Below are 13,769 nucleotides of genomic sequence, written 5' to 3' on the forward strand. Positions count from 1 at the left end.
AATAGAGTTATTGTGATGTTTGCGTTCAACAACTTAGCCTAAAATTCCAGAGTCCCGCGCAGACCCCTAAAGTAACGTTGTATAAATCAAGGTCATGCATACGTAGACGATCTGATAAAATTCGATAGCGCTTCAATCCGGCGATGCTATGCTCGACGACAACGCGCGCGCGCGCCAGTAACTTGTTTTCTGCTTTTTGTTCCGGAGTTAGCTCCTGCTTCTTCGGTTTTTTGTGTGGTATCAGCAGTTCTTTGCACGTGTAATCCTTTTCGATTCCTAAAAAACCCATGTCCACGCGGACGCGGCACTCGGCGAACCAATTTTCTACCGGAGGAAACTCGAGTTGGAACATCCTGTAGTCGTGCGTTTTTCCGACCCAACATTCGCTCAAGTACAAAATGCGCCACAAAGGATTGCGCAGCGTCACGGCTTTGACGGTGTGGCACTTTTTTTCCCCGTGTAGTGAGCGCGTTGCACTTCGTCGTCAGCGGGTCTTCGCATTCTTTGCGCCAGGCCGTCAAAGATCAAAGTTTCTTCCTGCTGCAAGTATTGAGCAAATTCTGCCGTGTCCTTGAACTTGCGACGGGGCAAACACTGGGCGGATTGCAGGGCGTGTGCTAAGACCGTCAGCCCGCTGGTTTGATTGCGTTTGGCATTGGCGCCGTCCAGCCCACTGACAAACCCTAGCACGTCATAAGTCAACCCGACTTTGAGGTTAAACAAGGTGAAGAATAACAACTCTTCTTCTGAAGCTAAGCTCGGAGTAACTTCGATTTCCGCTTGGCGCTCAGCGACGGATTTCCCGTGTAGCTCCAGGTAGCTTGTGGTAAACAGAACCAGTAACTTCTGGAATTGAGCTTGGGTACACATCCGGTAGAAGCGCTCCATTGACGAGCTGTGGTCAACTCCGAAATTTGCAGTTTCATGTCAAGAGGCTAGCGATTTGCGCCAAAGACTGCAAGCCTCTGAGCAGCATCAGGTTATACAGATTCACCCCGTCGCAACAAGTCTAATGATCTCAAAATTTGCTTCTATGACTTTTTACGCCCATGCCTGTTACGCCCGTCCACGCAAACCTGCGAGTGTCTAACGGCCTCGTTCACCGGGCGGCGGCCTTCGCTACCAAGCAAGTTGGCTACGAGGAGCCGCTCCGTGTGGAATGGATGTTGGGCGGCTGCTGGATACTTTTAAGCCGTTGCCAGAATCGCTGATTTCACTGCCTGTGGCAATTTTACCGGAACGAAATAACTTGCAGAAAAAAGGTAATCTTCGCCCGATTCATCAACTACTCGAATCATATTGTGACGGGCACCTTTTTCATCGGGTAGCACACGATAAACTTTCCATAACTGTAACGAAGCGGGGTAATCTTCGTTCTTAATGCAAATGACAAATTGCGGTTTTGTACTCATAAGCTTTAATCGAGAAGCTCCTTAATTTTCATTTCTACCTTGCCGATGCCGTGTGCTTCGTACCAATGCACTTCAGCTTCAAACTCTTCGCCGTCATCCAGAAAGCGAATGCGAGCAAAACCTTTCAATTTACGCCAGCGCCCGTTGCCATAAGTTTTCTGCAACCACTCGAGGTCACGGATTTTGCTGCCAACAGCGATAATCTCAATGTCTTCAATTTTGCTGATGACTTCAAATAGGCTCACTGGATTTTATTTAGAGTTATAACCCACAACATATGCTATGACCATCAATATCACTACAAAGACAATGATCTTTCCAAGCAAACTGAATGAGACGTGAATCCCTGATTCTTTGCTCAAGCTCATGCAATCTCCTAATGCGAGTATCTGTGTTTACGCCGTCTGGGGCAACCACCAGTTGGGCGCATCCCCGCCCTGACTTCGATTTCACAGCGGGCCATTAATTGGGCTTATTGGCTATGATCTTTTCCCAGCAACCATGCGTGGGTCGCATCTCTTAATAAAGGTTTACCCAGAGACCTGTTTCACACCAAACTGCTTCGCAAGTATTTTTGCTGCTTTCTGGGCATCACGGGAAATAGATGTCTCGTTTGCCGACTTAAGACGGCATGCAAGGTCACCCGATTTCCCAACGATCCAGAGATCTCTCAGTTCGTCGCGCCCCCGAACAATGAGGAACTCCATTCGAGTGCCTCTTTTCTCGGGAAAGAAGAAATGAAACTCAAAATACAAGTAAAGTCCCGGATTAGGGACGATGACATAATCTCCGCTGTCTTCTACTGTCGCACCGTGCCAAGTTCCGGGCATTTTTTCAAGAAACTCATCTTTCGGGTAGTTCTCCCAATCGCGAGAAAGGGTGCGCGCCATAAATGTTACGCCGTCAAATTCGCCAACCCCAGGTGGCCCCCAAAAGCTCCACATGCTGAACCTCCTTTGTTTTGTGGCGGAAGTTTTGCGTCCGCCCAACACCGCATTAACCGTGCCGCGCCTGTAACATTGGAACTGACCACATCACTCGTTGGCGCGGCTACGGTTGAATAGATGTTAGGCTGTGTTCTCACTGAATACTGACATTGTTATCAATCAAATATTTCACATCCTTAATTCGAGCAATCGCCCATTTTTTATCATTGGAGTCTATTTGAAGTTGAAGGTATTTCTCCCATTCTTTGAGCGCATCGGCATAACGCCCTAATGACTCATAAGCGATCGCAAGGTTACGCTGTGCTCCTGAGTGTTCGGGATCAGTTCCTAAAGCAGTTTCATACGCTAAAATAGCCTCATTATATTTACCTTGATCTGCTAGTAATGCTCCGAGATTATTGCTGGCATTTTTCAAATCAGGGTTTAGCTTAATAGCCATCCTATAAGCTGCAATCGCGTCTTCCCATTGGCCGAGATTGTATAGAGCAGTTCCAAGCTCATTATACAAACCCGCATCCAGACTGCCTGAGTCAAGTGTTAATCGTATGCTTTCAATTTTTGTCTTTGCTCGCTGGCAATTATTTCGTAATGTTTCTAAGTTTTCTTTTGCAAGTGAATATCCCCTATTAGCTATTACGATTTCTTCCAATACCTCTTCAGCCTCCGCAATTCTCCCAGCTTTTTGAAAGGACCTGGCCAAGTTATTTTTAGCATCAGCGGCTTTTGGCTGAAGGACAATAACTGCTTGGTAATGTCTTATAGCCTCATTAAACATATCAGCTTCAAAATATGCATTTGCCAAATTATACCTTGCATCAGCATATTTATGGTCGATCTGAATTGCCTTTTTAAGGGTAACGATTGCTTCGTATAACCTACCTTGCATTGTCAATACAAGACCTAGATCATTATACGCCTCCTTCAACCCCTCATATATTTCGATAGCAGTACGAAGCTCATTTTCGGCATCAAAAAGCAACTCTTTTTGCCCTAATAATTTGCCTTGGCTAGCGTGAAATTTTGCCCTGATGATATTTATCAATTTCATACGCTACCTCCGATTCGTTGCTAACAAAACGAAGCCTAACGGCGCTGTTCAGCGGGGCGCGTGTTTCACTACCAGAACCATGGAACGGAGAAGCGCCTCCGCTGCAACCGATGTTAGGCGCTGCTTCGTTGGAACTGACCGTCTCGATTACTTCTGCTTCGTAACCTGATTGTTTCGAGGAGTCATACTACTCAGCCTGTGCTGCATATGACTCAAGAAATCCGCATCTTCTACATCGATATGTTGTAACCTGTAAGATCTCTTTCCCGCTTGTTTTAACTCCAAACCATCCAAACCAATTGCTTTTCTCTGGTTCTCCCTCCACCCACCGACTCTGTAGATATCCAGAATCCCCTTTATCTAAAATATAGCCCTCTTCCATATCTACTTTACATTTAGGACATTTCAGATTACGTGTTGTCATAGGATTCTCCCAGTCTGTCAGTTAATTGCTTGATTTCCGCTGCGTGTTACTCGCCTAACACCGCGTTCAACGGGCCGCGTTTTTGCTCCCGAAACATCAAGCTACGGAAAGCGGCTCCGGTGCAACGGATGTTCGACTCGGTTAACGGCATGTCAAATATTTATAACTCAAAATATACGGTAGTTGGTGAGACCCCAAGTTTGGAACGGTTTTCAGGCGGCAATGTTCAAGGATATCAGACTAGAGCCTGGAGAAATGATGAAATCCTTAATCTCATCAATGACCCCTTTATCCAATGCAAACTTAGCATCTTTTGTTGCCCCTTGTGTATAAAGCTCTCTAACTTCGGTTTCAGTAAGTCTGGAAAAAGTCTGATAAATATTTGCTAGTTTATTTTCATCGGCTTCAATTCCACTTAATAACTCTCTAGTTTGAGTAACTGATAGTAAAGTAGGTTGTTGAATGCTGAGTTGAACACCATGAAATAAAAATGTTGCGTTTGAAGATGCAAATCGTTCCTTACCGGCTAGAAAAATGATGGTTGCAATTGAATCAACAACACCAATATTGTGTGTAATAAGGTCAAGTGGTAATGCCCGCAAATAATTAAATAGTGTTATTCCAGCGGCAATGTCGCCACCGCGAGATGACATTGATAAATATAAGGTTGCGGGATGTTGATTATTTATTATTTCAGTGCAAGCTGACATAAGAATTTTTACAGTGTTAACTGTGATAGCATCAGGAAAGTTAAGGTAAAATACTGGTGTTTTCATAACTTATTACGGTTTAGAGTCGAACATGAATTCGATGGACATCACTCATGCCTAGTATCAACCACGATGCCTAGTATTAGGCATGCGTTCCTAGTATTAGGCATAAGTTGGTTTCCACTATTAGGCATGTGCGACCTTTCCATTATTAGGCATGGTGGATGGCTCGATACGCTCGGTGAGGTTTAAGGCTACAACCTGATCGTAGCGGATGTCCCAGAGCCTGCGTTCTCGATTCCATTTGCCGCCAGCCTGTTTGACTTGCCGCTGCAAATCAGCCTCTGCCAATGCGACCCTGATGCCGACGATGGCAGCCGGGGCGATTTGATCGGCGGGATGAATCCAGGGCGCGGTTTCGACAATCAATTCGACGGTTTTGAGGCGCAACTGGCGCGCGCGGTCATAACGATAGCGCACACAAACCAATTGTTCGCCATACTGGTCGAGCATCGCTTTGGTGCCGTTCTGGCCGGGTTTTAGTTTTTTCTTTGCCAGCATGACGCCGCTCCCTTTGCTGAAAGTCGAAAATGCGTGCCGCCTTGGACTGATCCATACCGAGTGATTTACTTCAAAGGCAGGCGCAGTATAATTGCCTGGCCCTTGGCGGGCAATAAAATCGGAACAAAGTCTGAGTGCCCAGCAGCGAGGTGATTATGAGTCAACCCCAGCAACCCAGTGACGCGGCGACCCCGGCGCCCAAACTACTCGATCAAGTTCGCACAACCATCCGTTTGCGCGGCATGAGTTACCGCACCGAAGAAACCTATACCGATTGGATCAAACGGTTCATTCTCTTTCACCACAAACGCCATCCGGCAGAAATGAGCGCGCCCGAGGTGCGCGACTTTCTGGCGCATCTGGTCAATGACAACAACGTGGCGGCGGGGACGCAAAACGTCGCGCTGCATTCAATCCTGTTTTTGTACCGCGAGGTGTTACAAATTGAGTTACCGTCAATCGGCGATTTACAACCCGCGAAGAAACAGCCGCGCTTGCCGGTTGTTTTTACATGCGCTGAGGTGGAACAACTGCTGGCGCAAATGGATGGGCGCAAGTTACTCATGGCCAGCCTGCTTTACGGCACCGGCATGCGTTTGCGTGAGTTACTGCGGCTGCGCGTGAAAGACGTTGATTTCGCGCAACACCAAATCACCGTCCGCCAGGGCAAAGGCGGCAAAGACCGTGTCACGATGTTGCCGCTGAGATTGAAAGAAGCGCTGCTACAACATTTGGTCACGGTAAAAGAAGCTCACGAAATAGATTTGCGCGAAGGCTTTGGCAACGTTGCGTTACCTTACGCACTGGAAAAGAAATATCCGCAAGCCGCCACCGAATGGAAATGGCAATACGTCTTCCCCGCCCCTAAACGTTCGCGTGATCCACGCACACAAATCGAACGGCGGCATCACCTCGATCCTTCGGTGTTACAAAAAGCCGTCAAGGAAGCCATACGCCAAGCCGCCATCACAAAACACGGCAGTTGCCACACCTTGCGCCACAGCTTCGCCACGCACTTGTTAGAAGCCGGTTATGACATCCGCACTGTCCAGGAGTTACTCGGCCACGCCGATGTGAGCACCACGATGATTTATACCCACGTGCTCAATCGCGGCGGCCTCGGCGTCAACAGCCCGCTGGATCGGCTATGAGCAGTTGTGGCCGGTCGGCTACAATGCCTTGTCATTCCGCACCGCAAACAGGCTATGCAAAACGAAGTTCACATCGGCGCACAAGGCTGGAATTATGACGATTGGCTAGGGCCGTTCTATCCCACCGGCTCGCGCCCGGCGGAGTATCTGGATTTATATGCCAAGGTCTTTGACACGGTCGAGATTGATTCGACCTGGTATGCCATTCCGGCGGCGGCGGTAGTGGAAGGCTGGCGCAAACGCGCGCCAAATGGTTTTACCTATTCGCTGAAATTGCCGCAAGAAATCACGCACCGGCACCGGCTGCGCGACAGCGCCGAGATTTTGGAACGCTTCTGTACGCGGGCGCGTGAACTCGGCGCAACGCTGGCGCTGATCCTGATTCAAATGCCGCCTGATTTCTCACCCTTGGCCTTTGACGCGTTGGCGCAGTTTCTGCCCCTGCTGCCGCGCGATTTGCGCTTTGCCATCGAGTTCCGGGATCGCCATTGGTTGAACAAAACCAATGGCGAACGCGCGCTGCCGCTGTTGCGCGACAACGGTGTGGCGCTGGCGCTGGTGGATAGTCCATGGATTCCGCGCGAATTGACCTTCAAGCTGATTGAACGATTGGAACGTTGGGCGATTCCCGAATTCGCCTATGTGCGCTGGGTCGGGCCGCGCGAATTGACGGATTTTTCGCGCGTGCAGCTAGCGCGTGAGCGTGAACTGCTAGCCTGGGCCGCCGCGTTCGCGCAGTTGCAAGCTTACACGGGGCAGATTTTTGGCTATTTCAACAATCACTATCAGGGCCATTCGCCCGCGTCGTGCCAGCAGTTCAAACGACTGTTAGGATTGCCGGTGGTTGATCCGGCAGAGCTGATTGTGCAACCGTCGTTGTTTTGAGTTGAAAAGGTCTGTGCCAGTCGCCCCGCGTGCGCTACTGAAACATTGCGCTGCCTTTCTCGCGGCGCTTCTTCGTGGTAAAAGTCTTGTTATGTCGCGTTACTTCGTCATCATTGCCAGCCTGATTCTCACTGCCGCCACAGTGGCAGGCGGGCTGTTGGGCAAACAGCCGACGCCGCTGCAACCGAGCGATGCGATGGCGGACAATCCGGTGGTACGCGCCTTTGCCGACGCGTTGAAGCTGGTTGAAGAGAACCATGCAGCGTTGCCCGATAACGAACGGCTGACGCGCGGCGCGGTCTCGAAGATGTTGCACACGCTCGATCCGCATTCGAGCTTTTTCAACCGGCAGGAATTTAATGAAATGCAGGATGAGCAGTCCAGCAAGTTTTACGGCATCGGCATCACCGTCAACCAGCGCAACGGGCGGCTCTATATCTTGGGCGTCAATCCGGGCTTGCCGGCGGAAAAGGCCGGGCTGCGCTATGGCGATGCGTTGCTGGCTGTGGACGGCAAACCGGCCAAAGATTGGACGCACGCCGACGCGCTCAAACACGTGCGCGGCAATCGCGGCACGACCGTCGAGGTCACGGTCGAACGCGTGGTTGAGCGAACCAATGAGCGCCCTGCCGAACGCAATACCGAGCGTAATTTGACCAAGACGCTGACCTTTCAAATCGAACGCGATGAAATTCCCTATCCGTCGGTGCGCAATCGTTTCATGCTGCGGCCCGACATTGGGTACATCGGGTTGACGGGGGGCTTCAACCAGGCGACCAGTGAAGAGTTGCGCGAGGCCATCGCCAAGCTGAAAAAGGACGGGATGACGGCGCTCGTGCTGGATCTGCGGCGCAATCCGGGCGGTCTCTTGAAACAGGCGGTGCAAGTCGCCGAAATCTTTCTGCCCACCGACAGCGAAATCGTCAGCGTCAAAGGCGCGCGCGCCCCCAAACAGGTTTATCGTTCGGACAATCCCGAACCTGAAACGATGCCGCTGGCCGTGCTGATTGATCACGAGACGGCTTCGGCGTCAGAGATCGTGGCCGGCGCGATGCAAGATCAGGATCGCGGGTTGGTGGTCGGCTCCGCCAGTTTTGGCAAAGGGCTGGTGCAAACCGTCTTTCGCTTGCCCTGGGGCATGGGCCTGACGCTGACGACGGCCAAGTATTACACCGCCAGCGGGCGTTCGATACAGCGCGAATATACGGGCGTCAGTCTTTATGATTACTACCGCGAGGGCATCCGCCCGCCCGCCAAGTTCAAGCCAATGCCGAATAGCAAAGAGGCGTTTTACACACCGACCAAACGCGTCTTGCGCGGCGGCGGCGGCATCACGCCGGACGTTTTGGTGAACTTGCCCGAAGAGGATTGGCAGTTGCGTGACGCCTGCTTTGAATTCGTGCGGCAGTTGATCGCAGGCATGGTGCCCAGCTTGCCCGAATACAAACTGGCCCAACCGAATTACGAGTACCAATTGCGCGGCAATGAATTTCCCATCAACGAACCCATCCTGAATGCCTTGCGCGGGTTCTGGCGCGAACGGCCCAAATTCCGCGCGTTGGAAACCAAACTCGGCGAGCAAACGGAGTATGTGCGCCGCCGCTTGCGCGCGGAACTCATCACCGCCGCGTATGGCGTTGAAGCGGGTGAGCAATTCCTGATGGAAAGCGATCCGCAAGCGCTGCACGCCATCGAAGAACTCCCCAAAGCGAAGTTGCTCAACGAACGCGCGCGTTTATTCAAACCCAGTGTGTCAATTCGAAATTAACCCTGTCCCGGAACGCTGAAATGGGCCTGGCCGCCAGGCTTCCACCTTGACCTGTCTGCGCAAAACCCGCATCATTGGCCGCGTAATTGGCAAAGCCAAAATCATCGTGCAAGTGCTTTCAAATGCTGTATCAACGAGTGGTTTGTGCGCCGGAGCCGCGGCTCCCCAAAAGCAAAACAGATGCTGAAAATGCCCGCTTTAACACCGGCTGAAATCTGCTGATGAATCCGATCACCCGTGCTGTCTTCCAAATCCAGGAAATTGCTGTCCTCAGTTGGCGCGTTTTGCGCGGCCTGACCCGTCCGCCGCGTTATTGGGTCGAAGTCGTGCGGCAGATGGATGTGCTGGGCTTCGGCAGTTTGGCCATTATTCTGTTGACCGGTTTTTTTACGGGCGGCGTGTTGGCGCTCAACACCGGCAGCACCTTGCAAAGTTTCGGCGTGCAAAGCGTCGCGGGCCAGTTGGTGGCGACCAGTTTGATTCGCGAATTGGGGCCGGTGTTGACCTGTTTGATGCTGGCGGGGCGTGTCGGTTCGGGCATCGCGGCGGAGTTGGGTTCGATGCTGGTCAGCGAACAGATTGATGCGATGCGCGCGCTGGGCACCGACCCCATCAAAAAACTGGTCGCGCCGCGTGTCATTGCGCTCGTGGTGATGGCACCTATATTGACGGTGATCTGCGACATGATCGGGACGCTGGGCGGGATGCTTTCTTCCATCGCGTTTTTGCATCAACCCACGTCGGTCTATCTGGCCTCAGCGCAAAAGGCTGTGTCGCTCAACGAGATCATCAGCGGTCTGATCAAACCGACGGTCTTTGGTTATCTGATCGCGATCATCGGCTGTTACAAAGGCCTGAGTACGACCGGCGGCACCGTGGGCGTGGGGCGCGCCACGACGCAATCCGTCGTCGTTTCGTCCATTTTGATTATTGCCGTAGACTTTGTGCTGTCGAAGCTGATTCTTTCGACGCTGCTTGCTCCTTAAGTGTGATGAAACAGAATCTGAACGCCATCGAATTTCGGGATGTTTGCCTCGCCTTTGGCGACCGCGTGATCCTCGATCACGTCAGCTTCAAGGTGCGTTATGGCGAATCAAAGATCGTGATGGGCGGTTCGGGCACGGGCAAATCCACGATCTGCCGCTTGGTGTTAGGGCTGCTCAAACCCGATGCGGGACAGGTTCTCGTGGACGGCGAAGACATCACGCATCTGAAAGAAGAAGCGTTGATGAAGGTGCGCCAGAAACTCGGCATGGTTTTTCAGGAAGGCGCGTTGTTCGATAGTCTTTCGGTGTATGACAATGTCGCCTATCGCTTGCGCGAACAGCGGCGGCCCGAAGCTGAAGTGGATGCCGTGGTGCGCCGCATGCTGCGCTTCGTTGATTTAGAGCACGCGATTGACAAGATGCCCAACCAGCTTTCGGGCGGCATGCGCCGCCGCGTCGGCATTGCGCGCGCCCTGGTCGGCAGCCCGAAGATCATTTTGTATGACGAGCCGACCGCCGGCCTCGATCCGATCACGGCGCGCACGATCAATGAACTGGCGCTGAAGTTGCGCGACCTCGAAGAAGTCTCTTCGATTTTCGTCACGCACCGCTTGCAGGACATCGAAGTCCTCGCCAGCGAATATGTCATCCGCGACGACCTGGGCAATTTGGTCTTTCAACACGAAGGCGATACGTTGTGCCTGATCAATACGAAATTTATTATGCTGCGCGATGGCAACATTATCTTCAACGGCACCGATGAAGAAATGCGTATGTCCGATGATCCTTATATCAAGAAGTTTCTGAGCTAGGTGGCAACGTAGGGGCAGACCTGCGTGTCTGCCCCAGCCGGGTTTGACGCCAGCGCTGCCGTCTGCTGCCACCGGGGCAGACACGCAGGTCTGCCCCTACGTTGCCTACCCCATTCTGGAGGAAATATGCCGCAAACCACTCAACCGCGTTTGTCCGAGTTGCGCGTCGGATTGCTGGTGCTGGCTGCGCTGGCGATTTTAGCGGTCGTCATTTTTACCGTGAGCGGTGACATCTCAGTGCCGTGGCTAAATCGCAAGACGATTATCAAAACCGAGATGTCCCAGGTGGATGGCTTGCACAAAGGGGCCGAAGTGCGCCTCTCCGGCAAGAAGATCGGCAGTGTCAAAGTCATCAATTTCAGCACGCAGATTCCCAACGACGCCAATGCGCAAAACAACGTCGAGATCGTGATGGAAATTGATGGCAAGCTCGACGGGCGTCCAGCCATCGAACGCATTCGCACCGATTCGCTGGCTGTGCTCAAAAGCGCTGGCGTGTTGGGCGATAACGTCATTGACATCGTGCCCGGCACACTGAAAGGCTCGCCGATCAAAGACGGCGACCGCATCAACAGCCAGGCGCAAAAGAGTGTCGGCGACATCATCAATGCCGCCCAAACCGCCGTCAGCAACCTCAATGTCATCTCAGACGACATCAAAACCATGACTGGCAAACTGAAGAAGGGCGACGGCACGCTGGGCCGCTTTCTCAACGATGAAGCCTTCTACGTCAACTTGAACAAGACTGTGTTGCAAACCGAAAGCCTGCTCAAAGATTTCAAAGAAGGCGATGGCACCGTGGGCCGTCTGGTCAAAGACCCGGCGCTTTACAATCAGTTCAGCGACACCATCACGCAATTGCGCGCGCTGTCCGACGGTCTGAATCAGCAACTCAACAACGGCAAGGGCACCATCGGCAAGCTGCTCAAGGACGAAGAGATTTATAACAAGGCCAATTCCCTGATCTCCAAACTCGAACAGACTTCGACCCGCCTGGATCGCACGATGGCGAGCGTCGAAGCCGGCGAAGGCAATCTGGGCAAGCTGATCCGCGACGAAGAGCTGTATCGTGAAGCGCGCGACACCGTCGCCAAGCTCAAGGGCATCTCTGAACGTTTGGAACGCGGCGAAGGCACTGCCGGCCTGTTGCTCAAAGACGACAAGCTTTACAACAACGTCAACAACGTTTCGGCAGAGGTCACCAAACTGCTTTACGATTTCCGGCAGAATCCGAAGAAGTATCTCTCCATCAAGCTGGCGGTCTTCTGATTCATCTATCTGAAAGGCCGCAATGAGGCGCAAAAGGCGCAAAGAAGAGTCAGTTCTTTTTTGTCTTTTGCGCTTTTTTGCAGCGCGGCAACCTAATCAAGCGAGGTCGGCAACGATGAAAACCTGTCCCACTTGCCACACGCAATACCCCGATCAATTGGCCTTCTGTCAGCGCGACGGCGCGCGGTTGCAGGAAATCGTGCAACCGCCGCCGCCCAGCTTTTCGGCGCCGACTACGCAACCCGTCCAACGCGCCGTGCCGTTGAGCCAGCCGACCAATCGCATCGAGATTGCCACGCAACGGGTCGAACCGGCCTTGACCATCCAGCAACCCGTTCAACCCACGGCGCAAAATTTCGCGCCCGCTACCGAAGCCTGGGTCGCGCCCGTAGTAACAACCGCCGGTTCCAAAACCTGGCTTTGGCTGTTGCTGAGCCTGGCGCTCGTCGCCATCATCGCCGCCGCAACCGCGTTTTACTTTTTCACCAACTCGACGCAGTCGAAATTTACGCAAGCCATCCAGTCGGGCAAGCTCGTTTCGCCTGCCGGGACGAGCGCCTACGATCTGTATCAAGAACTCAAACGCGAAGGCAAAACACCTGAGCAGTTGGCGGAATTCACCAAACCGCTGGTGCCGCAATTGACCGCCAAGCCGCAACAGCTTTTCGCCGACATCGCCGCGCCCGGCAAACGCGATGCCCCCGCCGAAGCCTGGGAGGAAGCACAACGCATGCTCGCCTGGGCCAGCGAGATTCAGCCAACCGACAAACACTTGGTTGCGCAGGCCAGTTACGCCGCCGGGCGCGCGGCCTATTTGCGCGGCGAAAAGGACAAAGCGTTGGAGTGGTGGAAGAAGGCCTATGATCAGGACAGGACTTGGTTTTTACCGGCGAATGGCTTGGGCATCATTTACAACGAACGCAAAAACTACGTCGCCGCGCGTGCGGTCTTGCAGGAAGCGCTCAAACGCGAACCGGATTCGGCCCTGCCCTACAACAACCTCGGCACGGCCTGGTTGTTGGCAAAAGACGACACGCAGGCCGAAGAGAATTACAACAAGGCCATCGAACGCGCCCCCAATTGGCCGCGCCCGCACGCCTGGCTGGGCGAGATTGCCATGCGCCGCAAAGATTACGCGCGCGCCGTGCAGGAATTTGAATTGGTGCTGAGCCTCGGCGCAACGACGGATTCCTCAATTGACAGCAATAAGATTCGCCAGCAATTGGAACAGGCGCGCAAGCTGATGCAGGAGCCAAGCGTTGCGCCAACGCCGCCGCCGCCGCCGCCGCCGCCGGATTGATTGACAGGATTGATTGAGGATAGGTTCATTGTTCATTGTTCATTTGTTATCGTGAAGAGCCTGTGCTTCCTGCAATGACAACGAACCGATGAACAATGAACAATGAACAATAGCCTGATCGGTTATTTCTCCAACGGATACCCCGCCTCGCGCCAGGCTTTGATGCCGCCCGCCATTGAGTGCACGTTGGTGTACCCCATCCGCTGCAAATTATCCGCCGCCAGGGCTGAGCGGTATCCGCCGCCGCAATAGAGCACGATCTCGGCGTCTTTTTCCGGCACCAGTTTTTCGATGTCGCGTTCGAGAATGCCGCGCCCAAGATGCTGAGCGCCGGCGGCTCGATCAATCTCCCATTCGTGATCTTCGCGCACATCAATGAAATGCAAGGAGGCGCCTGCCGCCAATTGGGCTTTGACTTCGCTCGCCGTGATCTCGCGCACGCGACTGCGCGCGTCGGCACAGAGTTGTTCAAATGCTGCTGAATGGATCATTGCTT

At 52.9% G+C, this 13,769-nt stretch carries 16 protein-coding genes; 7 read left to right on the forward strand and 9 right to left on the reverse strand.

Going from position 1 to position 13,769, the window contains the following annotated elements; translation table 11 throughout:
* Positions 1-25 precede the first annotated feature (25 nt).
* The 8 genes from HY011_13715 to HY011_13750 all read right to left on the reverse strand — a co-directional run bounded on the left by HY011_13715 (position 26) and on the right by HY011_13750 (position 5,102).
* Positions 26-427, reverse strand: a complete 402-nt coding sequence (locus HY011_13715; GenBank protein MBI3423987.1) for a transposase — start codon at positions 425-427, stop codon at positions 26-28.
* A complete protein-coding gene (locus HY011_13720) occupies positions 424-888 on the reverse strand; it encodes a hypothetical protein (protein MBI3423988.1) in 465 nt (154 codons plus the stop codon). Before HY011_13720 ends, HY011_13715 begins: the two co-directional genes overlap by 4 nt.
* 299 nt (positions 889-1,187) lie before the next feature.
* Positions 1,188-1,412 (reverse strand): hypothetical protein, encoded by a 225-nt coding sequence (locus tag HY011_13725; protein ID MBI3423989.1) that lies wholly within the window; start codon positions 1,410-1,412, stop codon positions 1,188-1,190.
* Positions 1,413-1,417: 5 nt separating this feature from the next.
* Positions 1,418-1,657: a hypothetical protein gene (locus HY011_13730; protein MBI3423990.1), complete on the reverse strand. Its 240-nt coding sequence runs from the start codon at positions 1,655-1,657 to the stop codon at positions 1,418-1,420.
* Positions 1,658-1,942: 285 nt separating this feature from the next.
* Entirely contained in the window at positions 1,943-2,356 is a 414-nt protein-coding gene (locus tag HY011_13735) for a hypothetical protein (GenBank protein ID MBI3423991.1), read from the reverse strand.
* A gap of 136 nt (positions 2,357-2,492) precedes the next feature.
* On the reverse strand, positions 2,493-3,407 hold the full coding sequence (locus tag HY011_13740) for a tetratricopeptide repeat protein (GenBank protein ID MBI3423992.1): 915 nt from the start codon (positions 3,405-3,407) through the stop codon (positions 2,493-2,495).
* A gap of 636 nt (positions 3,408-4,043) precedes the next feature.
* A complete protein-coding gene (locus HY011_13745; GenBank protein ID MBI3423993.1) occupies positions 4,044-4,607 on the reverse strand; it encodes an ATP-dependent Clp protease proteolytic subunit in 564 nt (187 codons plus the stop codon).
* 120 nt (positions 4,608-4,727) lie between these two features.
* Complete coding sequence (locus HY011_13750) at positions 4,728-5,102, reverse strand: hypothetical protein (protein ID MBI3423994.1); 375 nt, start codon at positions 5,100-5,102, stop codon at positions 4,728-4,730.
* Positions 5,103-5,257: 155 nt separating this feature from the next.
* Between HY011_13750 and HY011_13755 the strand changes: the two genes are divergently transcribed.
* From HY011_13755 to HY011_13785, 7 genes are all read left to right on the forward strand, one after another.
* A complete protein-coding gene (locus HY011_13755) occupies positions 5,258-6,253 on the forward strand; it encodes an integron integrase (protein ID MBI3423995.1) in 996 nt (331 codons plus the stop codon).
* A 54-nt stretch (positions 6,254-6,307) separates the two neighbouring features.
* Positions 6,308-7,138: a DUF72 domain-containing protein gene (locus HY011_13760; protein MBI3423996.1), complete on the forward strand. Its 831-nt coding sequence runs from the start codon at positions 6,308-6,310 to the stop codon at positions 7,136-7,138.
* 91 nt (positions 7,139-7,229) lie between these two features.
* Complete coding sequence (locus HY011_13765) at positions 7,230-8,906, forward strand: S41 family peptidase (GenBank protein ID MBI3423997.1); 1,677 nt, start codon at positions 7,230-7,232, stop codon at positions 8,904-8,906.
* 221 nt (positions 8,907-9,127) lie between these two features.
* On the forward strand, positions 9,128-9,892 hold the full coding sequence (locus tag HY011_13770) for an ABC transporter permease (GenBank protein MBI3423998.1): 765 nt from the start codon (positions 9,128-9,130) through the stop codon (positions 9,890-9,892).
* A 5-nt stretch (positions 9,893-9,897) separates the two neighbouring features.
* Complete coding sequence (locus HY011_13775) at positions 9,898-10,704, forward strand: ATP-binding cassette domain-containing protein (protein MBI3423999.1); 807 nt, start codon at positions 9,898-9,900, stop codon at positions 10,702-10,704.
* Between the two features lie 126 nt (positions 10,705-10,830).
* The gene (locus tag HY011_13780) at positions 10,831-11,973 is read left to right on the forward strand and encodes an MCE family protein (protein ID MBI3424000.1); all 1,143 of its coding nucleotides are present in this window, start codon (positions 10,831-10,833) and stop codon (positions 11,971-11,973) included.
* A gap of 115 nt (positions 11,974-12,088) precedes the next feature.
* A complete protein-coding gene (locus HY011_13785) occupies positions 12,089-13,273 on the forward strand; it encodes a tetratricopeptide repeat protein (GenBank protein ID MBI3424001.1) in 1,185 nt (394 codons plus the stop codon).
* A gap of 122 nt (positions 13,274-13,395) precedes the next feature.
* On the opposite strand, the gene HY011_13790 is transcribed toward HY011_13785, so the two are convergent.
* The gene (locus tag HY011_13790; protein MBI3424002.1) at positions 13,396-13,764 is read right to left on the reverse strand and encodes a sulfurtransferase; all 369 of its coding nucleotides are present in this window, start codon (positions 13,762-13,764) and stop codon (positions 13,396-13,398) included.
* Between the last annotated feature and the right edge of the window lie 5 nt (positions 13,765-13,769).

The sequence above is a fragment of the Acidobacteriota bacterium genome (assembly GCA_016196035.1).
In the GTDB taxonomy this organism is placed as follows: domain Bacteria; phylum Acidobacteriota; class Blastocatellia; order RBC074; family RBC074; genus JACPYM01.

Bases quoted from the DNA above. Each gene is read 5' to 3' on its own strand.
- HY011_13785 (MBI3424001.1), top strand. From the start codon at position 12,089: ATGAAAACCTGTCCCACTTGCCACACGCAATACCCCGATCAATTGGCC.
- HY011_13755 (MBI3423995.1), top strand. From the start codon at position 5,258: ATGAGTCAACCCCAGCAACCCAGTGACGCGGCGACCCCGGCGCCCAAA.
- HY011_13775 (MBI3423999.1), top strand. From the start codon at position 9,898: ATGAAACAGAATCTGAACGCCATCGAATTTCGGGATGTTTGCCTCGCC.
- HY011_13770 (MBI3423998.1), top strand. From the start codon at position 9,128: ATGAATCCGATCACCCGTGCTGTCTTCCAAATCCAGGAAATTGCTGTC.
- HY011_13760 (MBI3423996.1), top strand. From the start codon at position 6,308: ATGCAAAACGAAGTTCACATCGGCGCACAAGGCTGGAATTATGACGAT.
- HY011_13750 (MBI3423994.1), bottom strand. From the start codon at position 5,102: ATGCTGGCAAAGAAAAAACTAAAACCCGGCCAGAACGGCACCAAAGCG.
- HY011_13745 (MBI3423993.1), bottom strand. From the start codon at position 4,607: ATGAAAACACCAGTATTTTACCTTAACTTTCCTGATGCTATCACAGTT.
- HY011_13735 (MBI3423991.1), bottom strand. From the start codon at position 2,356: ATGTGGAGCTTTTGGGGGCCACCTGGGGTTGGCGAATTTGACGGCGTA.
- HY011_13720 (MBI3423988.1), bottom strand. From the start codon at position 888: ATGGAGCGCTTCTACCGGATGTGTACCCAAGCTCAATTCCAGAAGTTA.
- HY011_13780 (MBI3424000.1), top strand. From the start codon at position 10,831: ATGCCGCAAACCACTCAACCGCGTTTGTCCGAGTTGCGCGTCGGATTG.
- HY011_13740 (MBI3423992.1), bottom strand. From the start codon at position 3,407: ATGAAATTGATAAATATCATCAGGGCAAAATTTCACGCTAGCCAAGGC.
- HY011_13725 (MBI3423989.1), bottom strand. From the start codon at position 1,412: ATGAGTACAAAACCGCAATTTGTCATTTGCATTAAGAACGAAGATTAC.
- HY011_13765 (MBI3423997.1), top strand. From the start codon at position 7,230: ATGTCGCGTTACTTCGTCATCATTGCCAGCCTGATTCTCACTGCCGCC.
- HY011_13790 (MBI3424002.1), bottom strand. From the start codon at position 13,764: ATGATCCATTCAGCAGCATTTGAACAACTCTGTGCCGACGCGCGCAGT.